The sequence below is a fragment of the Nocardia sp. NPDC056611 genome, assembly GCF_042792755.1.
In the GTDB taxonomy this organism is placed as follows: domain Bacteria; phylum Actinomycetota; class Actinomycetes; order Mycobacteriales; family Mycobacteriaceae; genus Nocardia.
In genome coordinates, this window is the sequence record NZ_JBHTVV010000004.1 from 684778 (window position 1) to 711428 (window position 26651).

The window sequence follows — 26651 nt, forward strand, 5'->3', positions numbered from 1 at the left end:
GGCGATGATGCGAGCCGCCATCGCCGCCGCGGCCGCGGCCGACCCGCGCGACGTCCCCGTCGGCGCGGTCGTCTTCGATGCCGACGGCCGCGAACTCGCGCGCGCCGCCAACGCCCGTGAAGTCCTGGGCGATCCCACCGCCCACGCCGAAGTCCTCGCCCTGCGCGCCGCCGCCCGGGTCCACGGCGACGGCTGGCGCCTCGAGGGCGCCACCCTCGCCGTCACCCTCGAGCCCTGCACCATGTGCGCCGGCGCCCTGGTCCTGTCCCGGGTCTCCCGCGTCGTCTTCGGCGCCTGGGAACCCAAGACCGGCGCCGTCGGCTCCCTGTGGGACGTGGTCCGTGACCGACGTCTCAATCACCGCCCCCAAGTCCGCGCCGGCGTCCTCGAACCCGAATGCGCCGCTCTCCTGGACTCTTTCTTCCAATCCCACCGCCCCTAGCCCCCTCTCCAGCCGATTTCGGTTTCCGCACGGTCCTCCTGTAAAGTCACCACCGGTGGCGTGTCCGAGCGGCCTAAGGAGCACGCCTCGAAAGCGTGTGAGGGGTAACCCCCCTCCGAGGGTTCAAATCCCTCCGCCACCGCTGAGGAGCCCCTCACCTGTTCACGCAGGCGAGGGGCTTCTTCTATTTATCCGAACCAAAAGGTTTGCTTAAGGCTTGGCTCGCAGGATTGCTTGCAACGCAGAACTTTCCGTGCGAACGAGCAGCCTGGAGGCTTCGATGTCCTACCCGCACAATCAGCCTGGTCAGGCCTACTGGTATCCCGCGCAGCAGGTGCCGCCTCGGGTGGACAGCGCCGCCGGGGTTCTCGCGGGGGTTGCGGCCCTCGGGTTCGGGTTGCTCACCGCGTTGGGAAGTGCTGCGCAGTACCACCTGTGGTGGAGCTACTCGGATGAGATGCGGAAGCTCATGGGTGTGCTGCCGTCGATGGTGTGCGGCCCGATCGCTGCCTTGCTGCTGATCCCCGGCGGCATCTTGCTGCTGCGTCGTACGGCGGTAGGCCGAGTCCTGGTCATTCTCGGCTTCGTTCCGCTCTTCGCCGAGCAGGTGCTCGAGTGGCAGAAGCATGTGCCCGCGAGCCCCTTCGTGCTGGCCTGGTCGCTCGGCCTCATGGCCCTCTATCTGGGAGTGGTCATCCTGGCCGCCCTACCCTCCGTCACCCGCTGGATCGACGCCCGCTGAATGAATAGGTAGTCCTATCTGTCGGCGCCTACCGGAAATGCGCCAATTAAGTTAAGGGGCAAGGACTTTCGGCATAAAGATGTTTGAATGACTGCGCTTCAATTTGTCGGTGGGGTGTTGTAACTTCGCGCATGGACGTCGATCGTTAGGGCGTCGAATGAACGAAGGGGTCGGTATGGAGAACACTCGGATTCGGCGGGCGGGCATCGGGATTGCCGCCTTCGCCGCAGTGGCGGCGGGGATCGCTGGCGTGCCGGAGGCATCGGCTGATGCCGTGCAGTGCCCGCAGGGGGTGTGGCCGCAGGTGTCGAGTTCGACGTTGTATGCGGGGCAGACGTATACCTTGACCGCTCCGGCCTGTAGTGGCGCGACCACCGCGTGGTTCTCGGTCTTCTCGAAGACCCAGAACAAGTGGCTGGACCCGCAGAACGTTGCGATGACGTTGAGCCAGAGTGGCGGGAACGCCGTGTTCACGGCGTCGTGGACCCCGACTCAGACCGGTGGCAACGAGATCCACGTGATCGAGCAGAGCGACACCACCACTTTCGTGTCCAACCCGAACACGGTGAACGTGGATACGGCTCCGAGCACCGGAACCGATACGGGCAGTGCCGATTCCATTCCGGTAATCGGCGGCTTGCTGAAGCTGCTCGGATTCTGAACCGAACGGCGAGAGATGTGAGTCCCGTGCTGGGAAACCGGTGCGGGGCTTTTCTTTTCAGGGGCGGAGGCCGTCGAGGAGGAGGTCGAGGACTCGGTTGACGGCGGTGGAGTAGGGCTCGTCGGGGGTGGCGTAGATCTGGAGGGTCATCAGGCGGCCGATGTCGGCGGGGGTGACGTCGGGGCGGAGGGTGCCGTCGGCGTGGGCTCGGGTGGTCAGGCTGTCGATGCGGTCGGTGATGGTGGCGCGGACTTCGGTGAGGGTGGGGTCGGCCTTGATGTCGGCGTGGAGGGTGGGTTCGATGGCGGCGGCGAGGGCGCCGAGGCGGAGTTCGGCGCAGGCTCGGAGGAGGCGGGTGAGGGCTTCGAAGGGGGTGGGGGCCTCGCGTTCGGCGGTGGCGGCCAGGTCGGAGAGGGCCGAGAGGTAGGAGTGGGCGGCAGCGGTGATGAGGGCGCCGCGGTCGGGGAATCGGCGGTAGAGGGTGCCGACGCCTACGCCGGCGGCGTCGGCGATGTCCTTCATGGAGACGTTGGCGCCCTGCTCCCGGAAGACGAGCTGGGCGGCGGCCAGGATCTGGTCGCGGTTGTTGCGGGCGTCGGACCTGAGCTCGGCCGTTGTCCTCACCTCCGGCAATAAGTGGACGAAATTCTTCCGGTTACTGTACCGTCTGAAAAGTGGACGAAAATCGTCCACTTCGGATGGAGGTGATGACGATGAGCAAGGCCGTGCTGATCTCCGGGGCGGGGATCGCGGGGGCGACGCTGGCGTATTGGCTGGGGCGCAACGGGTTCGATGTGACCGTGGTCGAGCGGGCGCGCGGACAGCGGTCGAGCGGGAACCCGATCGACGTGAAGGGGCCCGCGGTCGAGGTGGTCGAAGCCATGGGGGTGATGCCCGCGCTGCGGGCGGTGGCGTCGGCCGTGGATCGGATGAGCTTCGTGGACGAGACCGGCGGGAAGCGGTCGGGGTTGCGGCTCAGCGCTTTTCAGGGTGGGGCGGGGGATCGGGAGGTGGAGGTCGCTCGGGCGGACCTGGCGGGCATCCTGCTCGAGGCGGCTCGCGACAAGGCCGAAGTCCGCTGGGGAGAGTGGATTTCGGCGATCACGCAGGATGCGGGCGGGGTGGATGTCGGCTTCGAGAGCGGCGGCACCGGCCGCTACGACTATGTGATCGGAGCCGACGGCCTGCATTCGAACGTCCGGCGGCTGGTCTTCGGCGACGAGGCCGGATTCATTCGCCACCTGGGCATGTACGCCGCCACCCTGCCCGTCGACCGGGTCTTCGACGACGACCGTGCGGTAGTCATGTTCAACCGGCCGGGCCGCGCGATCACCGTCCACCCGTCCAAGGGGAAAGCCGTGGCCGCCTTCATGTTCCGGCGGTCCGCTGTTCCCGGCTTCGACCACCGTGACCTCGCGCAACACAAACGCCTGGTCGCCGCCGCCTTCACCGGCCGCACCGGCATCTTCACCGAGCTCCTCGACCGACTCCAGGCCGCCGACGACATCTACTTCGACTCGGTGAGCCGAATCAGCCTGCCGCACTGGTCGATCGGCCGCGTCGCCCTGCTCGGCGATGCCGGATCCTCACTGTCCCTGTTCGGCGACGGCTCCACCCTCGCCATCGCGGGTGCGCACACCCTGGCCGAGGAACTCACCCGCGCACCCGATGACCCCCGGCAGGCTCTGGTGGCCTACGAGCGCCGCCACCGCAAGCTCGTCGAACCCAAGCAGCGCGGCTTCCGCGCGGCCGCCGCCCTCATGGTTCCCGGCACCGCCGCCGGCATCGCGCTCCGCAACGCTGCCGTCCGCTTCCTGCGCTGACGAACCAGGCGTGCAAACGAACTCGGCCCCCACCCGGAATCCGGGTGGGGGCCGAGCGTGCAACGCGTCGATCAGCCGATCGTGGCGTGTTCCTTCGTCTCGGTGGGGACGGTGGACTGCTTCAGCTCGGTGAGCTTGGCGCCCTCCACGTCGATGTCGGGGAGGATGCGGTCCAGCCACTTGGGGATCCACCACGCCGAGTCGCCCAGCAGAGCGAGCAGCGACGGGATGAGCACCATGCGGACGATGAAGGCGTCGAAGAAGACGCCCGCCGCCATGGCGAAGCCCATGGACTTGGCCACCACATTGTCCTGCAGCATGAATGCGCTGAAGACCGAGATCATGATGATGGCCGCGGAGGTCACGACGCGGGCGCCGTGGTGGTAGCCGCTGATCATGGCTTCCTTGGCGGACTTGCCGTGTACGTATTCCTCACGCATGCGGGTCACCAGGAACACCTGGTAGTCCATGGCGAGACCGAATACCAAGCCGATCAACATGATCGGCAGGAAGCTGACCAGCGGGTGCGGTTCGACCAGGCCGAACTTGCCGTCCTGGAAGATGAGCACGGTCGCGCCGAAGGTGGCCGCCATGGAGAGCAGGAAGCCGAGCGCGGCGGTCAGCGGCACCAGGATGGAGCGGAACACCAAGAGCAGCAGGATGAATGCCGCGCCCGCCACGATCGCCAGATACGGGATGATCTTGACCAGCAGCGCCTGTGAGACGTCCGCGAAGATGGCGGTCGTACCGGTGATGCCGTACTCCATGCCGTACTGAGCCTTCAGCTCCGATTCGGCATTGCGTGCGTCCTTGACCAGGTCCTTGGTCTCTTTGTTGTTCGGTCCGGCGTGCGGGACGCCCATGAACATGGCGGCCTGCCCGTCCTGGCTGTGCTGGGCCACCGTCAGGTAGTCCATGCCCGGGTAGTGGGCCAGCTTGTCGCGCAACGCGTTCAGCGCCTCGGTGCGCTGGTTCTCCGGGGTCTTGCTGAGGTCGACCACCACCATCAGCGTGCCGTTCGAGCCTTCGCCGAAGCCCTCGGTCTGCAGGTCGTACGCCTTGCGGATGGTGCTGTCGTGCGGCATCGAGTCGCCGCCGGGCAGACCCAGCTGCAGATTCACCGCGGGGGCGGCGAGCAGACCGAGCAGCACCACGGAGATGCCGAGGGTCAGCGCGGGCGCCTTGCCGATGAGACGGGCGAAACGCTGGCCGTTGGTGACCGACGAGTCGTCCTCCGGATCGTGCTGGGCGACCAGCGGCAGCTTCGGCTTGAACAGGAAGCGGCCGAACGCGCCCATGAGCGCGGGCATCAGGGTGACGGCCACCAGCACCGCCATGGCCGCGGAGACGGCGCCGAAGATACCCATCGAGGTGAGGAAGCTGACCCGGACGAAGGTGAGACCCGCCAGCGCGATGATGACGGTCAGACCGGCGAAGATGACGGCCGAGCCCGCGGTGCCGACCGCGGTGCCCGCGGCCTCCTCCGGCGAATTCGACACGGCCAGTTCGTGTTTGTACCGGGAGACGATGAACATGGCGTAGTCGATGGACAGCGCCAGGCCGATCATGGAGGCCAGGATCGGGGTGAAGGTCGGCACGGTCAGCCAGTGGGTGCCGAACATGATGACGGAGATGGCGGTGCCGACACCGACCAGCGCGGTGAGGATCGGCACGAAGGCCGCCACGATCGCGCCGAACGCGATCACCATGACCACCAGGGCCACCGCGATGCCGATCATCTCCGAGGCGCCGCTGGAGCCGCCCGGATCCTGGGTGATGGAACCGATGAGTTCGACCTGCAGGCCGGCCGCGCGCGCGTCGTCACCGACCTTGTAGGCGGCTTCACGGTCTGCCGCGGTGAGGTCGGAGTACTTCGGGATCGTGTACTTGACCTGCATGGTCGCGACCGAGTCCGGGTGCGCTTCGTTCAGCACGTTCAGCGGTGCGCTCGAGCAGTTCGCGGCGAAGGCAGGGTTGGAGCGGTCGGCGGCGAGGCAGTCGATTCCAGCGCGCTCACCGATCTTCTTGGTGATGTCGACCGGGTTCATCAGCGGCGCGGTCTTGTCGATGATGTTGAGTTCACCGAGCTTGGTGACGAAGGCCTGCAGCGCGGCCGCGTTGCCGGGATCGGTCAGCTTCTGACCGTTCGGCGCGGCGATCACATAGGTGCCGTTGACGGCATTCTGGTCGAAGCCGGCGGAGGCGCCCGGGAAATGTTCGTCGAGGATCGTGGTGGCCCGCTCGGATGGCAGGTCCGGCATGGTGAAGGAGTCCTGGAACGGCTTGGCCAGGGAACCGCCGACACCGCCGATCACGAACAACGCGGCGACCCACGCCGCGATGACGATCCATTTACGGCGGAAGGCGAACTTTCCCCACCGATAGAGGTATACGGACACGAGGGGTCTCCTGGGCGATGGTTTGTGCGGGCTGAACAGGGGTGCTGGTGTGCGAGCGCGTAGACAACACTGCCGCCGGGAGCTGTCGGCTCCCCGCCTTCACGAAACGAAATCTGCCTACCGTGCGGTAGGTAGACTACCGAGGAGTTAAGCGGAGGAACAACCTCGACTCTAGGTGGCGTTGATCGCATTCAGAGCACGGGTGAGAGGATGAAAGCATGGGTGGCCAGAACGGTTCCGGGACCGTTGTCGCAGGTAGAAGCACTAAAGACGCGATCCGTGACGCCGCTCTGCAGTTATTCGCCAGCAAAGGGTTCGACCACAGCAGTTTGCGCGAGGTCGCCGATGCGGTGGGAATCACAAAAGCCTCGCTCTACTATCACTATGCCTCGAAGGTCGATCTTCTGGTCGCGATCATCGAGCCGATGTTCGACGAAGTGCGGGATCAGGTCGCGAGCCTCGACAACCTGCCCGCAACTCCCGACAACGTCCGAGCGGTGATTCGCGAGCGTCTGCACTCCACCCTGGCCAACCGTCAGGTGGGCGCGCTGTGCATGCGCGACACGGTCGCCATCGTCAACGCGCTCGGCAATCGCTACCCCGACATGATCGAGTTGCATCACCGCATGTGCCGGTGGATGGCGGGACCCGATCCGGACGCCGACACCCTGTTGCGCGCCGCCGCGACCATGCAGGTGCTCAGCACCGCGATGATGACCCAGGAGATCGTCCCGGACATGGATGTCGACCACGTCGAGACGACCTTGCTGAATGCCGCACTCGGTGTGCTGTATCCAGCGCGATAGGGTTTTCACACCACCGGTCCGATATCAGGAGTTTCCGTGCACATCACCGCGAAGGTCGATTACGCGGTGCGCACCCTCGTCGAAATCGCGAAGGGGCAACCGGATTCGGTGAAGGCCGACGCGATCGTCGCCGCCCAGGACATTCCGCCGAAGGTGCTGGAATCGGTGGTCGCGGATCTACGCAAGGGCGATCTGGTGATCAGCCGCCGCGGTCCGGACGGCGGTTACCGGCTGGCCCGCCCGGCCGCCGAGATCAGCATCGCGAATGTGATTCGCGCCGTGGAGGGCCCGCTGGCCTCGGTGCGCGGACAGCGGCCGGAGGACGTCAGCTACACGGGCGCGGCCGAACCGCTGCAGCGGGTGTGGATCGGGCTGCGGGTGAACATCCGTTCCGTGCTCGAGCGTGTCACCATCGCCGATATCGCCCATGACCTGCTCCCGTCCTTCCTGGACGAACTGCTGCACGACCCGGACGCCTGGACCCGCCGCCCCCGCCCGGCGGGTGGCGCGGTCGCGACCACACCCGCCCAGCCCACCGCGGGCGAGTGGCGTGATCTGGATCAACCCGACATCTAGGCAGATGGCGGTAGCCTGCCAAGCATCATGTTGATCCGACTTCTACGCACCTCCATGCGGCCCTACCGCAATCAGTTGGCGGGGGTCGTCGTGCTCCAGCTGATCTCGGTCATCGCCATGCTGTATCTGCCCACTCTGAACGCCGACATCATCGACCGGGGTGTCACCAAGGGCGATATCGGCTACATCTGGTCCACCGGCGGCTGGATGCTGCTGGTGACCGCCATCCAGATCGTCGCCCAGGCCGCCTCGGTCTATCTGGGCGCCCAGGCCGCAATGGGCGCGGGCCGCGATATGCGCGCGGCCCTGCTGCACCGGGTGGGCACCTTCTCCGCGCGGGAGGTCGGCGTGTTCGGCGCGCCGTCGCTGATCACCCGCAATACCAATGACATCGGCCAGGTACAGCTGCTGGTGCTGATGAGCGCGACCATCCTGGTGATGGCCCCGATCATGTGCATCGGCGGCATCTTCATGGCGTTGCGCGAGAGCATGCAGCTGTCGTGGCTGCTGTTGATCGCGGTGCCCGCGCTGGCGCTGTCGATGGGCTTCATCATCACCCGTATGGTGCCCGGCTTCCGGCGCATGCAGGACCGCATCGACGCGGTGAACCGGGTGCTGCGCGAGCAGATCACCGGTATCCGTGTGGTGCGGGCGTTCGTGCGGGAACGTCAGGAGACCTGGCGGTTCGGTGTCGCGAACAGCGAGCTGACCGAGCAGTCGCTCTATGTCGGTAAGTACATGGCCCTGATGTTCCCGATGGTCATGCTGATCTCGAACGTCACCACGGTCGGCGTCATCTGGTTCGGCGGCCACTCGATCGACAACGGGGACATGCAGATCGGCACGCTCACCGCGATGCTGGCCTACATCATGCAGATCCTGATGGCGGTCATGATGGCCTCCTTCCTGGCCATGATGGCCCCGCGCGCCGCGGTCTCGGCCGAGCGGATCAGCGCCGTTCTCGACACCGAGTCCTCGGTGTCGGAGCCGCGGCTGCCGCAGGCGTTCACGGACGACCCGGGCAAGGTGGACCTGCGGTTCGCCGAGTTCAAGTTCCCGGGCGCGGAGAAGCCGGTGCTGAAAGCCATCCGCTTCCAGACGGAGCCGGGTACCACCACCGCCATCGTCGGCGCGACCGGCGCGGGCAAGACCACCCTGATCAACCTGATCCCGCGGCTGATCGACGTCACCGACGGCGCGGTCCACGTGGGCGGCACCGATGTCCGGGAGCTGCAACTGGAGACGCTGCGCACCGAGATCGGCCTGGTCCCGCAGAAGGCGTACCTGTTCTCCGGCACCGTGGCCTCGAATCTGCGCTACGGTAAGCCGGACGCCACCGATGAGGAACTCTGGCACGCGCTGGAGATCGCGCAGGCCGCCGACTTCGTGCGCGAGATGCCGCAGGGCCTGGAAACACCTGTGGCGCAAGGCGGTACGACCGTCTCCGGCGGGCAGCGACAGCGTCTGGCGATCGCCCGCGCGCTGGTGCGCAAGCCGCGCATCTACCTGTTCGACGACTGCTTCTCCGCCCTGGACGTCGCCACCGACATGCGGGTGCGCGAGGCCCTGAAGCCGGAGACCGTCAACGCGTCGGTCATCATTGTGGCGCAACGGATCTCGACCATCCGTGACGCCGATCAGATCGTGGTGCTGGAGGACGGCGCGATGGCCGGCATCGGCACCCACGACCAGTTGCTGCTCGACTGCAACGAATACCGCGAGATCGTGGAATCGCAGTTCAGCGCGGAGGAGGTGCGATGAGGCCCGGAGCCCCCAATCCCGGTGCGCCGGATGCGAAGGCGAAATCCTTCGGCCCGTCGCTCAAGCGCCTGCTGCGCATGCTCGCGCCGGATCGGGCCTATCTGATCGTGGTGTTCGTGCTGGCGGTCGGCTCGGTGGTGCTCAACACCCTGGGTCCGCAGATCCTCGGCAAGGCCACCAACCTCATCTTCGACGGCGTGGTCGGCAAGCAGCTGCCCGCCGGGCAGAGCAAGGACGAACTGGTCGAGGGCCTGCGCGCGGGCGGCAACACCACCTTCGCCGACATGCTCGCCAGCATGGACGTGATCCCCGGCACCGGAATCGATTTCACCGCCGTGGGGCAGGTGCTGGCCTGGGTGCTGGCGCTCTACATCGGTTCCGCGCTGTTCGGCTGGCTGCAGGCGCAGCTGCTGATCGTGGTGCTCAACCGCACCGTGAAGCGGATGCGCGCGCAGATCGAGGAGAAGATCCACCGGCTGCCGCTGCGCTACTTCGACTCCATGCCGCGCGGCGACGTGCTCTCGCGCGTCACCAATGACGTCGACAATGTGGCACAGACGCTGCAGCAGACCATGTCGCAGCTGATCATCAACGTGCTGTCGGTGATCGGCATCCTGATCATGATGTTCTGGATCTCCTGGATCCTGGCCCTGATCGCGCTGCTCACCGTGCCGCTGGCGGTCATCGTGACCGCGCAGATCGCCAAGCGCTCCAAGCCGCACTTCGTGGACCAGTGGAAGTTCACCGGCGAGGTGAACGCTCAGGTCGAGGAGGCCTTCACCGGCCACGAGGTGGTCAGCGCCTTCGGTCGCGTGCGCGAGGTGGGGGAGAAGTTCGACGAGACCAACGAGAAGCTCTACGACTCCTCGTTCAAGTCGCAGTTCATCTCCGGGCTGATCATGCCCGCCATCATGTTCCTCGGGAACCTGAACTACGTGCTGATCGCCGTGGTCGGTGGTCTGCGGGTGGCGTCGGGTCAGCTGTCGCTGGGCGAGGTGCAGGCGTTCATCCAGTACTCGCGCGGATTCACCCAGCCGCTCACCCAGATCGGTTCGATGATGAACCTGCTGCAGTCGGGTGTGGCGTCGGCGGAACGGATCTTCGAGATCCTCGACGCCGAGGAGCAGTCGCCGGACCCGGATCCGGAGGACTCGCGGCCGCTGGAGCGCGGGCGGGTCGCGTTCGAGGACGTGTCCTTCCGCTACGAGCCGGAGACCCCGGTCATCGAGAACCTCTCGCTGGTCGCCGAGCCCGGGCACGTGGTGGCCATCGTCGGGCCGACCGGTGCGGGCAAGACCACCCTGGTCAACCTGCTCATGCGGTTCTACGAGGTGGATACCGGCGCCATCACCATCGACGGCGTCGACATCACCGCCATCACCCGAGACCACCTGCGCTCGCGCATGGGCATGGTGCTGCAGGACACCTGGCTGTTCGGCGGCACCATCCGCGAGAACATCGCCTACGGCAATCCGAACGCCTCCGAGGAGGACATCCTCGAGGCCGCCCGCGCCGCCTACGTGGACCGGTTCGTGCACGCGCTCCCGATGGGCTACGACACGGTCATCGACGAGGAGGGCTCCGGCGTCAGCGCCGGTGAGAAGCAGCTCATCACGATCGCCCGCGCGTTCCTTGCCAAGCCATCCATCCTGATCCTGGACGAGGCGACCAGCTCGGTCGACACCCGCACCGAGCTGCTGGTGCAGCACGCCATGGCGGCGCTGCGCCGGGATCGCACGAGTTTCGTGATCGCGCACCGGCTTTCGACGATCCGCGACGCCGACACCATCGTGGTGATGGAGAAGGGCAAGATCGTCGAGCAGGGCACGCACGAGAAACTGCTCGCCGCCCGCGGCTTCTACCACCGGCTCTACAACGCCCAGTTCGCCGCCGCCATCACCGACGGCGAGGGCAACAATGTGGATGATCCGGAGCCGGACGCGGTCGTCCTCACCAAATGACCCTCGCTCCAATGGCCTGGCCCGCACACGACGGTGTGTGGGCCGGGCCACTTTCGTGGAGCGAAGAAAATCACTCGGCTGACGAAGTGAGAGGATAGCTCGGTGTCTGCTGCCTCCGAGTTCTCGTTCAAGGTCGGTGCCCGCCTGGAAGGGCGGCACGGCAGGACCGGTGTGATCAGCACGCCACATGGCGATATTGCGACACCCGCCTTCATTCCCGTCGGGACCAAGGCCACGGTCAAGGCCGTACTGCCGGAGACCATGAAGGAACTCGGCTCGCAGGCGCTGCTGGCCAACGCCTACCACCTCTACCTGCAGCCCGGCCCGGACATCGTGGACGAGGCCGGGGGCGTGGCGGAGTTCATGAACTGGCACGGCCCGACGTTCACCGACTCCGGCGGCTTCCAGGTCATGTCGCTGGGTGTCGGCTTCAAGAAGGTGCTGGCCATGGAATCGGTCGGCGTGCAGGACGACGACGTGATCGCCAAGGGCAAGGAGCGGCTGGCGCACGTCGACGATGACGGCGTCACCTTCCGCTCCCACCTGGACGGCTCCAAGCACCGGTTCACCCCCGAGGTGTCGATGGGCATCCAGCATCAGCTGGGCGCGGACGTCATGATGGCCTTCGACGAGCTCACCACGCTCATGAACACCCGTGGCTACCAGGAGGAATCGCTGGAGCGTACGCGGCTGTGGGCCAAACGCTGCCTCGACGAGCACGAGCGGCTCACCGAGGCGCGCCCGCATCGGCCGTATCAGGCGCTGTTCGGCGTGATCCAGGGCGCGCAGTACGAAGACCTGCGCCGCAAGGCCTGTCGCGACCTCGAGGAGTTGCGGGGCGCGGCCGGAACGGGATTCGACGGTTACGGCATCGGCGGGGCGCTGGAGAAGCACAATCTGGGCACCATCGTCGGCTGGTGCTGCGACGAACTGCCCGAGGGCAAGCCCCGGCACCTGCTCGGCATCAGCGAGCCGGAGGACATCTTCACCGCGGTGGAGAACGGCGCGGACACCTTCGACTGTGTGAATCCCTCACGCGTGGCGCGCAATGCGGCGCTGTACACCGACGAGGGCCGGTTCAATCTCAATACCGCCCGGTTCAAGCGCGACTTCACGCCCATCGACGAGACCTGCGACTGCTACACCTGCGCGCACTACACACGCGCCTACATCCATCACCTGTTCAAGGCGAAGGAGATGCTCGCCTCGACGTTGTGCACCATCCACAACGAGCGATTCACGGTGCGTCTGGTGGACCGCGTCCGCGAGAGCATCGACGGCGGCTACTTCGACGAATATCAGGCGGAATTCCTGGGCCGCTGGCGCGGCCGCATCAAAGCCCCTGGGCAATAAGGGAATTCGACACGGCCGCGAGCTTCGGAAGGTCGGTCCGCGTCACTCGTAGATGGCCGATCGCTCGCGCGGTCGGTAGGAGGGTTCGCGCTTCTTCAGGAAGGCGATGCAGCGGTAGCTGATCGGCAGCACGCACACCTCGACGAGGGTCTTCCAGAGGAAGCCGACGATCACGTAGTTGACGAAGTCGCCCCAGGTATTGATGCCGATGGCGGTCGCCGCGATCGAGCAGAACACGAGCGTGTCACCGAACTCGCCCGCGACGGTGGAGCCGAGCAGTCGCGCCCACAGATGCTTCTCCTTGGTGCGCTCCTTGATCAGCACCAGCGTGCTGGAGTTCAGGAACTGGCCCACGAAGTAGCCGGTGATCCCGGCCAGCGCCAGCTGCGGGGTATTGCCGAGCACGTCCCCGAAGGAGGTCGAGTTCTGCTGCAGGTCACCGGTGGGCAGTTTGATGACGATCTGGAAGCAGACGATCATCAGCAGCAGCGCCGCGAACCCGTAGTAGACGGTGCGGCGGGTGGCCCGGAAGCCGTACACCTCGCTGAGGATGTCGCCGATGACGTAGGCGATCGGGAAGAGGAAGAACGCGCCGTCCATGGTGATCGGCAGGATGGTCAGCGGGCCCAGGGAGAAATGCTGTCCGGAGAAGAACTGGACGCCCTTGGCGACGCACACGTTGGAAATCAGCAGGACAGCGGTGAAGGCCACCGCCACCGGCGTGAAATATCCCCCCGCCGCGTCCGCGAATGCGGCGTGTTGCGGCGTGGGGTGTCCAGATCGGTCGGTTTCGACCGTTTCGATATCACTCACGCTCGAAAGTATCCCCTGCCTCGACCGCGGGGTATGGATAGCTGGGGTGCCCTAGGCTGGACGAATGACGAATCCTGGCGATTCCGACGAGTGGTGGAAGCAGTACGGCGGTGAGGGCGTCACGCCCGAGACTCCGCCCGCGGCGCCGCAGCAATCGACGCCGCCTCCGCCCGGCTACACCTCCGCGCCGCAGTATCAGCAGCCGCCGCTGACCCCGCCGCCGCAGCCGGTGTATCCGAGCTATCCGCCGCCACAGGCGAATCCGACGCCGGGCTATCCGGGCGCGGGTCAGCAGCCCACGCCGCAGCCCCCGGGCTACGGCGGCTACCCGGGCTATCAGCCCTACGGGTACGCGGCGCCGACACAGCAGACCAGTTCGCTGGCCATCGCGTCGCTGGTGGTGTCGATCATCGGCATCCCGGCCATGTTCTTCTGCGCCTTCCTACCGGTGGTCTCGATCGTCGGACTGGTGCTGGGGATCGTCGCGTTCAACCAGCTCAAGACGAACGGGCAGCAGGGCCGCGGCCTGGCGCTCGGCGGCATCTGGGTCGGTGCGGCCGGGACGGTGCTGGGGCTGGGCGGGTTCCTGATCTTTCTCATCGCCAGCGCGACGGGCTCCAGCTGAGCGACCGGAGCGGTGCGCGAATGATGTGGCGCACCAATGACAATGGGGCGCATCCGGAGAGGATGCGCCCCATTGCGTTCAGCGGAGGGAAGAGCCTCAGCCCTTCAGCACCTGGGTGCCGCCGGCGAACTGGTCGTGCCAGCCCTGCTTGGTCGGGCTCTGCTCGATGGTGATGGCGATGTAGATCGCCATGCCGAGGCCGACCAGCGTGCCCAGGCACGGGACCAGCTGCACGATCATGAACAGGTTGCGCTTGGCGGAGGTGGCCGGGTCCAGCGGCGCGCCGCCGGGACCGACGACCCGCAGGTTCAGGATCTTCTTGCCCAGCGTCTGGCCGCCCTGCTGGGTCTCCATGAAGATGAAGTAGCCGAAGTAGATGACCGGGACCAGCACGCTCCACAGCCACGCGATGCTGCTGGGCAGCACCGCCTGGATGATGCCCGCCGGAATGCCGATGATCAGGCCGTCGATGATGCGGGCCGCGAAGCGGGTCCACAGGTCACCGGGCTGCGAGCCGCCGAAACCGCCGCCGAAACCGGGCTGGCCGCCGTCCGGGTAGGGCTGGTAGGCAGGCTGGCCGTACGGCTGCTGCTGGCCGTAGGCGTCGGACTGACCGAACGGCTGCTGCGGCTGCTGGCCGTACTGCGGCGGCTGCTGTTGCTGCTGGCCGTACGGGTCGGGCTGCTGCCCGTAGGGCTGCTGGCCGTAAGGCTGCTGCGGCTGCTGGCCGTAGGGGTCGGACTGCCCGTAGGGCTGCTGCTGACCGTACGGCTGCTGTGGCTGCTGCGGCTGGCCGTAAGGCTGCTGCGGCTGCCCGTACGGCTGGCCGCCCGGATACTGGTTGGGGTCGTACCCACCGCTCGTCATTGTTCCGCCGTCCTCGTCGATTTCGTTCGGGATCTGGTCGAGTGCGTACGTTACGGACACCAGCTGGGTTGCAACAACCCGTCGGGGTCGAGTCTCCAGGGTTCTTTGGGGAGGTTTTCCGGCCGGAATCGTTCCAGGACATCGGCCGGCGTGATTGCGCCTTCGTAGCCGAGCGACGCCGCGAGCGCGCTCAGCACGTGTCGCGGGGATTCGCCGAGGGCTGTCCGATCGCGCAGGGTGACCGCCCCATCGCGCTTGGCGAGCCGTTGCCCGGAGGTGTTGAGCACCAACGGGACGTGGGCGTATGCGGGGACGGGCAGGCCGAGCAAGGTGGCCAGATACGCCTGCCGCGGCGTGGAGGGCAGCAGGTCGTCGCCGCGCACCACCTGGTCGATGCCCTGGTCGGCGTCGTCCACCACGACGGCGAGGTTGTAGGCGGGGGTGCCGTCGCCGCGCCGCAGCACCAGATCGTCCACGGCGCCGCGGTATTCGCCGAGCAGGAGGTCGGTGACGGTGAATTCGGTGCGGTCGGCGCGCAGGCGCAGCGCGGCGGGGCGGCCCTCGTCACGCCGACGCTGCTTCTCCTGCTCGGTGAGGTTGCGGCAGTTGCCGGGGTACGCGCCCATCGGGCCGTGCGGCGCGGTCACCGCCTGCTGTATTTCCCCACGCGTGCAGAAACACTCGTAGGTCAGGTCCGCCTCGGTGAGGCGTGCGATGGCCGTCTCGTGGAGGGCGAGGCGCTGCGACTGCCACACCACCGGCGGGTCCCAGTCCAGGCCGATGGCGGCCAGGTCCTCGAGTTGTCGTTCGGCCGCGCCCTTTTTGACGCGGTCCAGATCCTCCACCCGCATGAGGAATTCGCGTCCGGTGGAGCGGGCGAAGAGCCAGGCCAGCAGTGCGGTGCGGAGGTTGCCCAGATGTAGATCGCCGGACGGGCTGGGCGCGAAGCGACCGGCCCCGGTCCGCCGCCCGGGGTGGGCGGCCGTTGCTGGGGCGGGGTCGGTCGGCATGTCTGTCGATGGTAGTTCGCATCCTTCGCAGCGCGGCCGACCCTTCCTTTCTCGCCGGTGCGCACATCGAGTGCGGCGGGACAAGGGGATTGCGAATTCAGTGGGGGATTGTGAGCCGAGCTCGAAGGTCCGTGTCGGAGATGGGTTTTCCCTGCTCAATGGCCATGAGCAAGGTATGCGCACGGTCCACCAGGCCGGGCGAGTCGATGCCGTAGGGCGCGGATCCGTAGGCGGAGAGGCGTTCGGACGCCCGTTCCAGCAGAGTGCGCGCTCCCTTGGGGTTTCCCCGCTGAATGTGGGTGAGTCCAACGGCAAATTGCGCGAGGCCCTGCCATAGCGACTTCTCCGCGAACGGGCCGTTCTTCCAGGCGGCCTCCAGTACCTCGTGCGCGTTGAAAGCCAGGCCCTCGTCCAGCAGACGTTGGGCATAGTCGAGGGTTTCGGCCGGCGGCAGGTCCAGGTCATCGGGAATGCGGGGAATGCCGGGGCTACCGAACGGGAGAGGTCGCCCAAAACGGTCACGAGGACGGGCATTCCGGGCACGGCCGTCGTCGTCACGGTCCCGTCCGGCGTCCTCCGGTGACTGCTGGGGCATGGTCCCCATGATTCCCCATGCCCCGCGTGCGCCGGTCCACCCGGGGTACCCGAGGCGTGAGCGAAGGAATTCTCATGTTTGAAATTCAATAGCCTCAAACTGGGGCTAATTTCTTGCAAATAATTTGCTGGCTAACCTTGCCGCAAATTTGCTGATTGAAAACGAAAGAATGCGATCTCCTAATGACGAACCCTGCTAGGGTTTAGCGCGGGAACGGCCATCGGGGGCGCATTCCCGTCGTGACGTGCAGAGATAGGTTGTACGGAGCGTTTGCGTGCGATCTACGGCGGCCCCGAGGATTCGTGATTTCGAGCGATCCCGCGGTCGCCAAGATCGATGCCAGCAGGATTCCAAGCTTGACGCAGAAAAGGAGCTAGTACCGTGAAGGTGGATTTCACCGGCGCTGTTTGGCGCAAGAGCAAACACAGCGGCCCCAACGGCAACTGCGTGGAGGTCGCTTTTCTCCGCGACGGCAATGTCGCGGTCCGGGACACCAAGGACCGCGGCACCGGGCCGATCCTGGCTTTCACGCCGGGCGAGTGGGATGCCTTCGTAGCGGGCGTTTCCGACGGAGAGTTCAAGCGGGCCTGATCGCACAGCCTGCGGGTGGCCTGCCGCGGCCCCACCGGGAGAAACGAGAAGCCCCCGAGTCCCGGAGACTCGGGGGCTTCACTTTTGCTGAAGGCCGTCGCAGCGGAGCGGTCAGGTGGAGCGCTGCCCGTTGCCGGAGTGCCCGTTGCCCGCGGCGTTCTCCTGCGCCCGCCGCAGTACCGCCAGCTGGGCGTGCTCGGCCGCGTGGTCGTTGGCGGCGTTGAGTTCGCGTTCCTCCGGGGGATCGGCCCAGAAGAACGCGCCTGTGCCGGGACGCCCCGCGAGGCCGAGTTGGTTCATCTTCCGGGGGACGCGGGCGCCCTGATACTCCAGGGGAATCGGATGGTCGTGCTCGTCGACCGGGCCCAGCGGCTGGTGCACTTCGATGTACTCGCCGTGCGGAAGTCGCCGCACCACACCGGTTTCGATGCCGTGCTCGAGCACGCTGCGGTCGGCGCGCTGTAGTCCGATGCACAGCCGGTAGGCCGCGGCGTAGGCCAGCGCCGGGACGGTCAGCAGGCCGATGCGGAAGGCCCAGGTGGTGGCGTTGAGCGAGATGTCGAACTTGAAGGCGATGATGTCGTTGACGCAGGCCAAGGTGAGGATCAGGTAGAAGCTCAGCGACATGGCCCCGATGGCGGTGCGCACCGGGACGTCGCGCGGGCGCTGCAGCAGGTTGTGCCGGGCCCGATCGCCGGTGAGCCGCTTCTCGATCCACGGGTAGGCGATGATCAGCGTGAAGATCAGCGGCATGAACAGCGCCACCGAGAACGCGCCGGGGATGGTGTGCCCGAACGGGTACGCCTCCCAGGCCGGGAACAGGCGCAGGAACCCGTCGGTCCACATCATGTAGAAGTCGGGTTGGGTGCCGGCCGAGACCTGGGAAGGGTTGTAGGGCCCCAGATTCCAGATCGGATTGATCTGCAGCAGTCCGCCCATGAGCGCGAGCGCGCCCAGGGTGAAGGCGAAGAACGCGCCCTGGTCCAGCGAGAAGACCGGCACGATGCGGGTGCCGATGACGTTCTTCTCGCTGCGTCCGGGCCCCGGGTACTGGGTGTGCTTCTGATACCAGACCAGCGCGATGTGAACGACGATGAGCGCCAGCATGATTCCGGGCAGCAGCAGCACGTGCGCGATGTAGAGGCGCGGAATGATGATGGTGCCGGGGAAGTCTCCGCCGAACATGAGCCAGTGCAGCCAGGTGCCGATGACCGGACTGCCCAGGGTGATCCCGGCGAAGGCGGCGCGCAGGCCGGTGCCGGAGAGCAGGTCGTCGGGCAGTGAGTAGCCGAAGAAGCCCTCGAACATGGCCATGATCAACAGCAGCGCGCCGATGACCCAGTTGGCCTCGCGGGGTTTGCGGAAGGCGCCGGTGAAGAAGACCCGGCACATGTGAACGATCATCGACGCGGTGAACAGCAGCGCGGCCCAGTGGTGCACCTGGCGTACGAACAATCCGCCGCGTACGTCGAACGAGAGGTTGAGCGCGGTCTCGTAGGCCCGCGACATGGTGACCCCGCGCAGCGGCTGATAGGAGCCGTTGTAGGTGACGTCACCCATGGAGGGGTCGAAATACAAGGTCAAATAGACGCCGGAGAGCAGCAGGATGATGAAGCTGTACAGCGCGATTTCACCGAGCAGGAACGACCAGTGAGTCGGAAATACCTTGTTGATCGATCGTTTCAGGAATGCGGCACCCTGGTACCGCTGATCCATCTCATCGGCTTGTTTCCCAAGTCGACCGGCGATCTTGTTGGTGGTTGCCATAGCGGTCACCCCGCCCCCGGGACAGTGCCAGTGCTTCTACTACAAACGGTAGCACTACCGTCTCCGCAGCGCATCGGGTTTTCGTTATGGTCGTCGGGTGAATTCCCTGGCCGCCCGGGACGCCACCATGTACTGGCTGTCCGCGCGCACCCGTAACGATCTGTTTCTGCTCTACTGCTTCACCGACACGGGGTGCGATGCCGAGCGGCTGCGGACGGCCGTCGCGAACCGGGTGGTCCACATCCCGGATTTGCTGGTCCACGTGCTGGACGCTCCCGCGAATATTGCGTATCCGATGTGGGCGACTTGCGAATTCACCACCGATCAGTTCACCGACCACGATCTCGGCGACGCCACCTGGGCGACGCTCACCGACGAACTCGGCACCCTGCTCGGCACCGGTGTGCGGGCGAATGAACGCCCCTGGCGACTGCATGTCTTCCGGAACGTCCGGGACGTCCCGGGATTCGCTGGCGGGGAGTCCGCCCTGGTAGCGGTGCTGCAGCTGTCCCACGCCCTGGCCGACGGGCGTCGCGCCGCCGCCATCGCCCGCGCGCTCTTCGGTGCGGGCGGCGTTCCGACGGCATCCGTGCCGCGTCCTTCGGCCCCGTTCCTCCTCCGTTCCCTGCCCCGCCGCCTGCGCGACGCGGCGACCAGCGCCTCCGCCACGGCTCTCGCTCTGCCCGCCATCCCGATCGGCATGGCGCGCACCGTGATTCGCGGCCTGGCCGCCGTCCGCGCCCAGCGCGGCCTGGCGGATCTCACCGCCGCCGGGGAACTCCCGCCCCCGGCCTTCGATGTCGAACCGACCCTCCTGAACGGCACCGGCGCACCCCCGGAAACGCATATCGTGCGCATGCTGGTGTGCGACAAGACCCGCCTGCGCACCCCGGACCATTCGGTCACGGTGGTAGCCCTCACCGCCATCTCCTTCGCTCTCGAACGCTATCTCCGTGACCACGACGCGGCCGTCGCCGAACTCCGCGCCCAGGTGCCCATGGCGGTCGCCGCGCCCGGAACCGACGGGCCGGGCCGTCCCGCCCGCAATGCCTACCGCGACCTCTCGGTCGATCTGTCCCTCGCCGAACCCCTGCCGCGCGCCCGCGCCGACCGCATCGCCGCCGACCTGACCGCCCGCCGCACCCGCGCCGCCCACCCCCTCCAGTACGCGCCGGACGCGGTGACCGCAGTCCTGCCCGCGCCGATCCTCCACCGCGATGTAGCCAAGGTGCCGATCGATCTACTCCCCGAACGAGTTTCGGGTCACACCGTGGTTTCCAGCGTCGACCGCGGTCCCGCGGATCTCGAGTTCGGTGGCGGTGCGGTGCGTTTCACCGCGGGATTCCCGGCCCTGGGCGCGGTCATGCACGTCACCCACGGCGTCACCGGTCTCGGCGACACCGTCACCGTCTCCGTGCACGCCGACCCCGCCGTGATCCCGGATCCGGACCGCTACTCGGAGCTGCTGGAATCCGCTCTGGACGAGGTCGCGCGCGCATTGCGCTGAACCGCGAATGCGAAAGCCCCCGGCGGACCGAGTCCGGCGGGGGCCTTCGATGCGGAGTTCGGTGGAGAGTTACACCATTCCGTTGATCAGCGGATGCTCGGACAAGCTATCGGGTGCACCCCACTGGGTATGGGTGAGTGCTTCGAAAACACAGATCAACAATAGTTTTCGCGCGCGATGGCCGGAATGGCCTTCGGATTCGCCACCGACGTCCTGGATTCGCATACCGACCGCCGGGTTGCGGCGCGGTGCGGGTTCCGACAACATCCAGAACATTTCGGGTCCCATCAATGTCGAGCGCCCGCCCGTCTCGCTGAACCACCGACCGGAGTAGTCGATCATCAGATCGGTGAATGATTCGACGTTACCGAATGCTTCGGTGAACTGAGTCATCGCACCCGATCGATCCAGACTGTTCTGGATGATCGAAGCCAGCCGGATTGCGATCTCCCGGAACTGATCTACTCCCTGGTCCTGCCACATGTTCATCGCCATACTTCGCTCCAGAAGGGTCGGTGGGGCACTACATTTGCGCAGCGGTCATGTAGAACTGGCGCCGTTCGTCGGCATCCAGCGGGACGGGCCTGGGCTGGGTGCTGATGCCGGTGGTCTGCCCCAGGGAATATCCGGGTGCCGCGGATTCCAGTGGGTAGAGCCTCGGCTGAGCCGCGGGATAGGGGTCCTTGGCGCGCCCCGTCTCCGCCCAGTCGAACGCCGCATCGTAGAGCTCGGGTGCGGACTCCGGTTCGTCGTGCTCGGCCGCGCCGACTACGTCCTCGAGCTCATCCTCGAGCTCGGGCACCTCGATCTCGTGCTCGAGGTCGGAGGCCTCCAGCTCGGCCGCGTGTTCCGCCGCGACCTGCTTGCCGCGTTCCCAGAGCATCAATGTGAGGTGCACGGCGAACAGCATTGTCAGCGGCATGCCGGCGTAGAGGCACATCGGCACAACGCTGCCGCCGATCTCGTGGGCGTACTGGATATTCCCAGCGATCGAGACGAGGGTCGAGAGAGCGAACAAGGCGGTCGAGTACCACCAGCCGACGCTCCATTGCCGGAATGCGGCCGTGGCGATGATCGAGGCGATCACCAAGCCATCGATGGCGATCGGCACATTCGAGGCGAGATCGGGCGGAACCAGATTACGCACCGAGAGTTGGTGCAACGCCGCAAAAGACATCTGAAATGACTTGACTGCCACCACTGACGTCACCAACAGCGAAGCATGGGCCAGCCGGGGTCTGAACGAACTCAGTCGACGGAGAGTGCCTCCCGTCCCGCGTGACGGGGATACTCGCACTTCGCCATTCGTAGATCCTGCGGTAGTCATCGTCACCATGGCGGCGAGGGTACCGCGCAGTTGGTCGTCGATTGCGCATCGTCTTGTTTTCAGATGCGGTAGGGTCCCGAGTTCTTATCTGCGGCCATTGGAATTGGCGAACTATTGCCTGAAATCCCCTCTACCGCAACATGTCACGACTGGCCACATTGTTCTGAAGTGCTGTAATCATCAGTCTATGGGTGTTTCGTGGTGAATATCCGTAATGTCACCATCCAAAAGCGAACGCTCCCAGACGATTGCGGCACCATGACCCACACGACGTTCGGCATCGAACGTCTCGGCATCGGCGATCGGCCGGTCTCGTCGGACGAGACATCGACCGGATCGACATGGGCCTGTGGCGCTCGACCCGACCACCCGAGCTGATCCACTTCTCAACCGAGTCCGGAGAGATCGCATCGACCGGCGGCGTCAGAATCGTGACGTAGCTAACACCATGATCGACCGGCCTCCCGAACGAGTCTCGGGTCACAGCCTCATCGCCAGCGTCGACCTCGGCCTCGCCGACCTCGAGCTCGGGGGTGGACCGGTCCGTTTCGCCGCTATCTGGACCCGCTGGAATCCGTCCTGGATGAGGTGGCCTGCGCATCGCGCCGAGCCGGATCGGGCCCGGATATGCGGAAGGCCCCGGCCGGACTGAGTCCGGCCGGGGCCTTCGAAGCGGAGGATAGGGGATTTGAACCCCTGAGGGCTGTTAACCCAACCCGCGTTCCAGGCGAGCGCCATAGGCCACTAGGCGAATCCTCCGCCGAGCAATATACCGGGTACACCCCTGGTAGAAGCAAATGCAGTGGTCGGCGGCTACTTCTTCTTCAGATTGTTGAGCGCTTTCTGGGCCTGCTCCTTGCATACCTGGGCGATCTCGTCCTTGCTGACGCTCTGGCCCTTGCCCATGCGCAGGCGGATGTTGACCTTCACCGAGGCGTTGTCGTCCTTGACCGCGACCGTGTAGTCGGTGGTGGTGAACGAGGAGTAGTCGTCGACCTTGGCCGCCCAGTAGCCGGCCTCGCCGATGCCGTTCACGTCACCGGCGGTGCGGCCGCTGCCGGTGGTGCCGGTGTCGCTGGTCTTCCAGATGTCGTATTCGGGGCGGTTGTAGGCGCTCGACGAGCCGCTCAGCAGCGAGACGTTGAGGGTGAGGTCGGCGGTGTTGGCGATCGCGTACTTGTCGGTCTTGGAGGTTTCCTCGTTGCCGGCCCGGCAGTCGAAGCGGCCGCCCGAGTAGTCGGTGGGCTTGGTCTCGGAGTGCTCGGGGGTGCCCTTGGAGTTGGCGGCCCACTTGTTGAGCACCGAGGTATCGATCACGGTGCAGCCGTTGGTGATGCCCTCCATGGAGTACTTCCCGGCGACCTTCTTCTTGTCCCCGCCCAGCGGCGACGGGCTGTCGCTGCCGCTGAGCGCGACCACGCCGATCACCGCGCCGACGATCACCACCAGGCCGATCACCCCGCCGATGATCCAACCGGTCTTGTTGCCGCCTGAGCGCGGCGGCTGCGCCGGATAGCCGTAGCCCCCCTGGCCCGGCGGCGGGACCGGGGGCTGGGCGAACTGCTGCTGCGGGAAGCCGCCGGACAGCGGCTGGCCGTAGGCGTCGGTCATGGGCTGCGGGTAGCCGGGCATCGGCTGCTGCGGGTAGCCGGGCGCGGACTGCCCGGTCGGAAGGGGCTGTGCGGGTGGCGTGTACGGGGGCATGCCGCCGGCGGCGTAGTTGAGCATCGTCGGGTCCGCACCCTGAACCGGCTGGCCCTCCCCGGCGGCGGGCGCGGTGGCCCACCATTGCGCGGTCTCCTGGGCTTTCTGCGGATCGTGCGGCGCACCGGCTCCTGGATCGGAACTCGTCATATCGTCTCTACCCCTCCGGAAAATCGCGGGCGACCCCGCATATCGCAGGCATCGTATCGACCCCGGGCGGCGGCGGGCGCGGTGAGCCGCTACACTGGCCGACGGATCCAGCGCGGCGCGCATCCTGTGAACTCCCCCAGGGCCGGAAGGCAGCAAGGGTCAACGGGCTCTGCCGGGTGCGCTGGGTCCCCTTTCTTTTTCCGGCCCGGTCGTGCGGGTGACGGAAGTACAGATATCCCTGCCGAATCGGATACGCCGCCTAGTAACCTGGGCGGTTGGGTTCGCGGTGCGCGTAACCCTGGACATATCCCACGCCATTGGAAGGGCGCTCAGATGCCTCGGCAGACGCAATTCGGTTTGATGAGCCATGCGGAACTCGTGACGGAACACGAGACGCAGACCGCGAACTACGCGAAGCTCAAGACCGAGAAGCTGACGCTGGACATTACGAGGGGTAAGCCCTCGCCCGAGCAGCTGGACCTCTCGCAGGGACTCCTCGAGCTGCCGGGCGCCGCCGACTACCGTGACGCCAACGGCACCGACGTCCGCAATTACGGTGGCCTGCACGGCCTGCCGGAGCTGCGCGCGATCTTCGGCGAACTGCTCGGCATCCCCGTGTCGAATCTGCTGGCCGGCAACAACGCCAGCCTGGAGATGATGCACGACCTGCTGGTGTTCGCCATGCTGTACGGCACCGCGGATTCGGAGCGCCGCTGGGCGGACGAGCCGGTGCTCAAGTTCCTGTGCCCGGTACCGGGTTACGACCGGCACTTCGCGATCACCGAGTCGCTCGGCTTCGAGATGATCCCGATCCCGATGAAGAACGACGGCCCCGACACCCACCTGATCGCGGAGCTGGTCGCGTCCGACCCCAGCATCAAGGGTCTGTGGGCGGTGCCCAACTATTCCAACCCGACCGGCGTCACGTTCTCCGAAGCCGTTACCCGCGAACTGGTTTCGATGCCGACCGCGGCTCCGGACTTCCGCCTGTTCTGGGACAACGCCTACGCGGTGCACCCGCTCACCGACACCGCCGAGCCGGTGCTCGACGTGCTGGGTATGGCCGCCGCGGCCGGCAACCCGAACCGCCCGTTCGTGCTGGCCTCCACCTCGAAGATCACCTTCGCGGGTTCGGGCGTCAGCTTCTTCGGCTCCTCCACCGCGAATGTGGAGTGGTACCTGAAGCACCTGGGCAAGAAGACCATCGGCCCGGACAAGGTGAACCAGCTGCGGCACCTGCGCTTCTTCGGCGACGCCGAGGGCGTACGGGAGCACATGCAGAAGCACCGGGCAGTCCTGGAGCCGAAATTCAAACTGGTGCTGCGGATTCTGGAGGACCGGCTGGGCGCGTCGAAGGTCGCGTCCTGGACCGAGCCCAAGGGCGGCTACTTCATCAGCCTCGACGTGCTGGAGGGCACCGCCAGCAAGGTGGTGGCGCTGGCCAAGGACGCGGGCATCGCGCTCACCCCGGCAGGTTCGTCCTACCCGTACGGAAAGGACCCGGAGGACAAGAACATTCGCATCGCGCCCAGCTTCCCGTCCCTCGGTGAACTGGAGAAGGCGATGGACGGCCTGGCCACCTGCGTCCTCCTGGCCGCCTCCGAAAAGCTCATGAGCCTGTAGAGCCGACGAAAAAGCGGCGCGTACCCGGAAGGGTGCGCGCCGCTTGCGTTCTCGGTCAGTTCGGCTTGTGCGCCAGCACCGCGAAGATGGTCACCGACAGGTGGATGTCGCCGCTGGCGGCGCCGGCCTCCAGGTCGGCGAGCAACCGATCGCGCTGGGGCTCGCTGATCGCGCCCCGCGCCACCGCCCGATCCGCGACCCGGGCGACCAGTGCGCCCGCCCCGACGCTGCGGTCCTGGATCAGGGCGTGCGAGCCGATGTCGTCGACGACCAGTCCGGCCGCGGCCAGCTGCCCCGACAGGCGGCGGCCCGCGAACGGGTTGGTGGTGCCCGCGATCATGGTCTCGATCACCTCGTGCACCACGTGCCGGTCGCCCGGGTGCACGATGGCCGAGCCCCAGTCGGTGTCCATCACCACGACCCGGCCGCCGGGCCGCAGCACGCGGGCGATCTCCCCGACCGCGCGGGCAGGAGCGGTGAGGTGCTGGAAAACGCGTTCACACAGGGCCACGTCGAAGCTCTCGCTGCCGACGGGCAGGCCGTAGGCGTCGCCGCTGACGAAGGTGGCGGTGGAGCCGGCCTGGGCGGCGCGGCGTTCGGCGGCGGCCAGCAGGTTCGGGTCGGGTTCGACGCCGAGCGCGGTGCCGGTCGGCCCGACCAGCTCGGCCAGGGTCAGCACCTCCGACCCGGTGCCGGAGCCGATGTCGACGGCGCTCTCGCCGGGGCGGGTGGCCAGGGCCTCGTGGGCCCAGGTCCGCAGGCGCCGGATACCCGGCAGCGCTGCCTGTAGATCGTGGACGTCGACGAGCTGGTCCTGTCCGTCACGGTCGAAGCGGTCCGGTCGCAGTCCTGAGTCCGCACCAGGTTGCGGCACGGTTCGCACTGAAGAATTAGCCATGGTGTCGGGCATATGCCGAGCCTAGTCGTGACCCGCGTCACCGCAACGCAAGATGAATGGGATGATCGATGCATGGTGAGCCGCACGCTGTGTATTGCGCAGGAATCCGATGCCGACGAGCTGCTTTCGACCGATGATTTCGCCCTGTTGGTCGGGATGATGCTCGATCAGCAGTTTCCGATGGAACACGCATTCCGTGGGCCGTGGAAACTGGCCGACCGCATGGGCGGATTCGATATCCATCGGATCGCCGCCGCCGATCCCGCGGAATTCGAGGAGCTGGCCGCCACCCCGCCGGCCATTCACCGCTACGGCCGTTCCATGGGACGACGGGTCCAGGAGCTGGCCCAGTACATTCTGGACAACTACGGCGGCAATACCGCGGGTCTGTGGACCGACGGCGATCCGGACGGCAAGGAAGTCCTGAAGCGGCTCAAGAAACTGCCCGGCTTCGGTGACCAGAAGGCCCGGATCTTCCTCGCCCTGCTGGGCAAACAGCGTGGTCTGGCCGCCGCCGGCTGGCGCGAGGCGGCCGGCGCGTACGGCGAGGACGGCTCCCGCCGCTCGGTCGCCGACGTCACCGACGCCGAATCCCTCACCCAGGTGCGGGAATTCAAGAAGCAGGCCAAGGCGAAGTAATCTCCCTCACT

The 26651-nt window shown here is 66.5% G+C and carries 25 protein-coding genes, 2 tRNA genes and 1 other RNA gene; 16 read left to right on the forward strand and 12 right to left on the reverse strand.

Annotation, left to right across the window (positions count from 1 at the left end):
* Window positions 1-4 precede the first annotated feature (4 nt).
* The 4 genes from ACFRAQ_RS24535 to ACFRAQ_RS24550 all read left to right on the forward strand — a co-directional run bounded on the left by ACFRAQ_RS24535 (window position 5) and on the right by ACFRAQ_RS24550 (window position 1845).
* Window positions 5-442 carry a nucleoside deaminase gene (locus ACFRAQ_RS24535; RefSeq protein ID WP_379103778.1) on the forward strand — a complete coding sequence of 146 codons (438 nt, stop codon included), beginning with the start codon at window positions 5-7 and terminating at the stop codon, window positions 440-442.
* Between the two features lie 54 nt (window positions 443-496).
* Window positions 497-584, forward strand: a tRNA-Ser gene (locus ACFRAQ_RS24540).
* A gap of 138 nt (window positions 585-722) precedes the next feature.
* Window positions 723-1184, forward strand: coding sequence for a hypothetical protein (locus ACFRAQ_RS24545; RefSeq protein ID WP_379103350.1), 462 nt, complete (start codon window positions 723-725; stop codon window positions 1182-1184).
* 175 nt (window positions 1185-1359) lie between these two features.
* Window positions 1360-1845 (forward strand): hypothetical protein, encoded by a 486-nt coding sequence (locus tag ACFRAQ_RS24550; RefSeq protein ID WP_379103352.1) that lies wholly within the window; start codon window positions 1360-1362, stop codon window positions 1843-1845.
* 57 nt (window positions 1846-1902) lie between these two features.
* Here the strand turns inward: ACFRAQ_RS24550 and ACFRAQ_RS24555 are convergent, their stop codons facing one another.
* Window positions 1903-2469 (reverse strand): TetR/AcrR family transcriptional regulator, encoded by a 567-nt coding sequence (locus tag ACFRAQ_RS24555; protein ID WP_379103354.1) that lies wholly within the window; start codon window positions 2467-2469, stop codon window positions 1903-1905.
* Between the two features lie 89 nt (window positions 2470-2558).
* Between ACFRAQ_RS24555 and ACFRAQ_RS24560 the strand changes: the two genes are divergently transcribed.
* Window positions 2559-3668, forward strand: coding sequence for an FAD-dependent monooxygenase (locus ACFRAQ_RS24560; protein ID WP_379103356.1), 1110 nt, complete (start codon window positions 2559-2561; stop codon window positions 3666-3668).
* 71 nt (window positions 3669-3739) lie between these two features.
* Here ACFRAQ_RS24560 and ACFRAQ_RS24565 read toward each other — a convergent pair whose 3' ends face one another.
* On the reverse strand, window positions 3740-6067 hold the full coding sequence (locus ACFRAQ_RS24565; RefSeq protein WP_379103358.1) for an MMPL family transporter: 2328 nt from the start codon (window positions 6065-6067) through the stop codon (window positions 3740-3742).
* A 218-nt stretch (window positions 6068-6285) separates the two neighbouring features.
* Between ACFRAQ_RS24565 and ACFRAQ_RS24570 the strand changes: the two genes are divergently transcribed.
* The 5 genes from ACFRAQ_RS24570 to tgt all read left to right on the forward strand — a co-directional run bounded on the left by ACFRAQ_RS24570 (window position 6286) and on the right by tgt (window position 12524).
* Entirely contained in the window at window positions 6286-6873 is a 588-nt protein-coding gene (locus ACFRAQ_RS24570) for a TetR/AcrR family transcriptional regulator (RefSeq protein WP_379103360.1), read from the forward strand.
* Between the two features lie 36 nt (window positions 6874-6909).
* Entirely contained in the window at window positions 6910-7449 is a 540-nt protein-coding gene (locus ACFRAQ_RS24575) for an RrF2 family transcriptional regulator (protein ID WP_379103362.1), read from the forward strand.
* A gap of 27 nt (window positions 7450-7476) precedes the next feature.
* Window positions 7477-9210: an ABC transporter ATP-binding protein gene (locus ACFRAQ_RS24580; RefSeq protein WP_379103364.1), complete on the forward strand. Its 1734-nt coding sequence runs from the start codon at window positions 7477-7479 to the stop codon at window positions 9208-9210.
* Window positions 9207-11171, forward strand: a complete 1965-nt coding sequence (locus ACFRAQ_RS24585; RefSeq protein ID WP_379103367.1) for an ABC transporter ATP-binding protein — start codon at window positions 9207-9209, stop codon at window positions 11169-11171. The genes ACFRAQ_RS24580 and ACFRAQ_RS24585 overlap by 4 nt, the downstream gene beginning before the upstream one ends.
* 102 nt (window positions 11172-11273) lie before the next feature.
* Window positions 11274-12524 (forward strand): tRNA guanosine(34) transglycosylase Tgt, encoded by a 1251-nt coding sequence (tgt, locus tag ACFRAQ_RS24590; protein WP_379103369.1) that lies wholly within the window; start codon window positions 11274-11276, stop codon window positions 12522-12524.
* Between the two features lie 42 nt (window positions 12525-12566).
* Here the strand turns inward: tgt and ACFRAQ_RS24595 are convergent, their stop codons facing one another.
* On the reverse strand, window positions 12567-13337 hold the full coding sequence (locus ACFRAQ_RS24595; protein WP_379103371.1) for a queuosine precursor transporter: 771 nt from the start codon (window positions 13335-13337) through the stop codon (window positions 12567-12569).
* Window positions 13338-13401: 64 nt separating this feature from the next.
* Here ACFRAQ_RS24595 and ACFRAQ_RS24600 point away from each other — a divergent pair, with 64 nt between their 5' ends.
* Entirely contained in the window at window positions 13402-13962 is a 561-nt protein-coding gene (locus ACFRAQ_RS24600) for a DUF4190 domain-containing protein (RefSeq protein ID WP_379103375.1), read from the forward strand.
* A 96-nt stretch (window positions 13963-14058) separates the two neighbouring features.
* Here the strand turns inward: ACFRAQ_RS24600 and ACFRAQ_RS24605 are convergent, their stop codons facing one another.
* From ACFRAQ_RS24605 to ACFRAQ_RS24615, 3 genes are all read right to left on the reverse strand, one after another.
* Window positions 14059-14829, reverse strand: a complete 771-nt coding sequence (locus ACFRAQ_RS24605) for an RDD family protein (protein WP_379103377.1) — start codon at window positions 14827-14829, stop codon at window positions 14059-14061.
* Window positions 14830-14879: 50 nt separating this feature from the next.
* On the reverse strand, window positions 14880-15839 hold the full coding sequence (gene gluQRS, locus ACFRAQ_RS24610; protein ID WP_379103379.1) for a tRNA glutamyl-Q(34) synthetase GluQRS: 960 nt from the start codon (window positions 15837-15839) through the stop codon (window positions 14880-14882).
* A 97-nt stretch (window positions 15840-15936) separates the two neighbouring features.
* Entirely contained in the window at window positions 15937-16434 is a 498-nt protein-coding gene (locus tag ACFRAQ_RS24615) for a DUF309 domain-containing protein (RefSeq protein ID WP_379103381.1), read from the reverse strand.
* 381 nt (window positions 16435-16815) lie between these two features.
* Here ACFRAQ_RS24615 and ACFRAQ_RS24620 point away from each other — a divergent pair, with 381 nt between their 5' ends.
* Window positions 16816-17025: a DUF397 domain-containing protein gene (locus ACFRAQ_RS24620; protein ID WP_379103383.1), complete on the forward strand. Its 210-nt coding sequence runs from the start codon at window positions 16816-16818 to the stop codon at window positions 17023-17025.
* 111 nt (window positions 17026-17136) lie between these two features.
* Here the strand turns inward: ACFRAQ_RS24620 and ACFRAQ_RS24625 are convergent, their stop codons facing one another.
* The gene (locus ACFRAQ_RS24625; protein WP_379103385.1) at window positions 17137-18792 is read right to left on the reverse strand and encodes a cytochrome bc complex cytochrome b subunit; all 1656 of its coding nucleotides are present in this window, start codon (window positions 18790-18792) and stop codon (window positions 17137-17139) included.
* Window positions 18793-18889: 97 nt separating this feature from the next.
* Between ACFRAQ_RS24625 and ACFRAQ_RS24630 the strand changes: the two genes are divergently transcribed.
* Window positions 18890-20299 (forward strand): WS/DGAT domain-containing protein, encoded by a 1410-nt coding sequence (locus ACFRAQ_RS24630; RefSeq protein ID WP_379103387.1) that lies wholly within the window; start codon window positions 18890-18892, stop codon window positions 20297-20299.
* 69 nt (window positions 20300-20368) lie between these two features.
* Here ACFRAQ_RS24630 and ACFRAQ_RS24635 read toward each other — a convergent pair whose 3' ends face one another.
* From ACFRAQ_RS24635 to ACFRAQ_RS24650, 4 genes are all read right to left on the reverse strand, one after another.
* Window positions 20369-20794 (reverse strand): hypothetical protein, encoded by a 426-nt coding sequence (locus tag ACFRAQ_RS24635; protein ID WP_379103389.1) that lies wholly within the window; start codon window positions 20792-20794, stop codon window positions 20369-20371.
* Window positions 20795-20822: 28 nt separating this feature from the next.
* Complete coding sequence (locus ACFRAQ_RS24640) at window positions 20823-21635, reverse strand: DUF2637 domain-containing protein (RefSeq protein ID WP_379103391.1); 813 nt, start codon at window positions 21633-21635, stop codon at window positions 20823-20825.
* 664 nt (window positions 21636-22299) lie between these two features.
* Window positions 22300-22385: transfer RNA gene (locus tag ACFRAQ_RS24645), tRNA-Ser, on the reverse strand.
* Between the two features lie 54 nt (window positions 22386-22439).
* Window positions 22440-23480, reverse strand: coding sequence for a hypothetical protein (locus ACFRAQ_RS24650; protein ID WP_379103393.1), 1041 nt, complete (start codon window positions 23478-23480; stop codon window positions 22440-22442).
* Between the two features lie 100 nt (window positions 23481-23580).
* Here ACFRAQ_RS24650 and ffs point away from each other — a divergent pair.
* Together ffs and ACFRAQ_RS24660 are read left to right on the forward strand one after the other, a co-directional pair.
* Window positions 23581-23675: signal recognition particle sRNA small type (gene ffs, locus ACFRAQ_RS24655), an RNA gene on the forward strand.
* A 138-nt stretch (window positions 23676-23813) separates the two neighbouring features.
* Entirely contained in the window at window positions 23814-25103 is a 1290-nt protein-coding gene (locus tag ACFRAQ_RS24660) for an aminotransferase class I/II-fold pyridoxal phosphate-dependent enzyme (protein ID WP_379103395.1), read from the forward strand.
* Window positions 25104-25158: 55 nt separating this feature from the next.
* Here the strand turns inward: ACFRAQ_RS24660 and ACFRAQ_RS24665 are convergent, their stop codons facing one another.
* The gene (locus ACFRAQ_RS24665; RefSeq protein WP_379103397.1) at window positions 25159-25977 is read right to left on the reverse strand and encodes a methyltransferase domain-containing protein; all 819 of its coding nucleotides are present in this window, start codon (window positions 25975-25977) and stop codon (window positions 25159-25161) included.
* A 99-nt stretch (window positions 25978-26076) separates the two neighbouring features.
* Between ACFRAQ_RS24665 and ACFRAQ_RS24670 the strand changes: the two genes are divergently transcribed.
* A complete protein-coding gene (locus tag ACFRAQ_RS24670) occupies window positions 26077-26640 on the forward strand; it encodes an HhH-GPD-type base excision DNA repair protein (RefSeq protein WP_379103780.1) in 564 nt (187 codons plus the stop codon).
* Window positions 26641-26651: the final 11 nt, after the last annotated feature.

Bases quoted from the DNA above. Each gene is read 5' to 3' on its own strand.
- ACFRAQ_RS24535 (WP_379103778.1), top strand. From the start codon at position 5: ATGATGCGAGCCGCCATCGCCGCCGCGGCCGCGGCCGACCCGCGCGAC.
- ACFRAQ_RS24545 (WP_379103350.1), top strand. From the start codon at position 723: ATGTCCTACCCGCACAATCAGCCTGGTCAGGCCTACTGGTATCCCGCG.
- ACFRAQ_RS24550 (WP_379103352.1), top strand. From the start codon at position 1,360: ATGGAGAACACTCGGATTCGGCGGGCGGGCATCGGGATTGCCGCCTTC.
- ACFRAQ_RS24560 (WP_379103356.1), top strand. From the start codon at position 2,559: ATGAGCAAGGCCGTGCTGATCTCCGGGGCGGGGATCGCGGGGGCGACG.
- ACFRAQ_RS24570 (WP_379103360.1), top strand. From the start codon at position 6,286: ATGGGTGGCCAGAACGGTTCCGGGACCGTTGTCGCAGGTAGAAGCACT.
- ACFRAQ_RS24580 (WP_379103364.1), top strand. From the start codon at position 7,477: ATGTTGATCCGACTTCTACGCACCTCCATGCGGCCCTACCGCAATCAG.
- ACFRAQ_RS24585 (WP_379103367.1), top strand. From the start codon at position 9,207: ATGAGGCCCGGAGCCCCCAATCCCGGTGCGCCGGATGCGAAGGCGAAA.
- ACFRAQ_RS24600 (WP_379103375.1), top strand. From the start codon at position 13,402: ATGACGAATCCTGGCGATTCCGACGAGTGGTGGAAGCAGTACGGCGGT.
- ACFRAQ_RS24605 (WP_379103377.1), bottom strand. From the start codon at position 14,829: ATGACGAGCGGTGGGTACGACCCCAACCAGTATCCGGGCGGCCAGCCG.
- gluQRS (WP_379103379.1), bottom strand. From the start codon at position 15,839: ATGCCGACCGACCCCGCCCCAGCAACGGCCGCCCACCCCGGGCGGCGG.
- ACFRAQ_RS24615 (WP_379103381.1), bottom strand. From the start codon at position 16,434: ATGCCCCAGCAGTCACCGGAGGACGCCGGACGGGACCGTGACGACGAC.
- ACFRAQ_RS24625 (WP_379103385.1), bottom strand. From the start codon at position 18,792: ATGGCAACCACCAACAAGATCGCCGGTCGACTTGGGAAACAAGCCGAT.
- ACFRAQ_RS24635 (WP_379103389.1), bottom strand. From the start codon at position 20,794: ATGGCGATGAACATGTGGCAGGACCAGGGAGTAGATCAGTTCCGGGAG.
- ACFRAQ_RS24640 (WP_379103391.1), bottom strand. From the start codon at position 21,635: ATGGTGACGATGACTACCGCAGGATCTACGAATGGCGAAGTGCGAGTA.
- ACFRAQ_RS24650 (WP_379103393.1), bottom strand. From the start codon at position 23,480: ATGACGAGTTCCGATCCAGGAGCCGGTGCGCCGCACGATCCGCAGAAA.
- ACFRAQ_RS24660 (WP_379103395.1), top strand. From the start codon at position 23,814: ATGCCTCGGCAGACGCAATTCGGTTTGATGAGCCATGCGGAACTCGTG.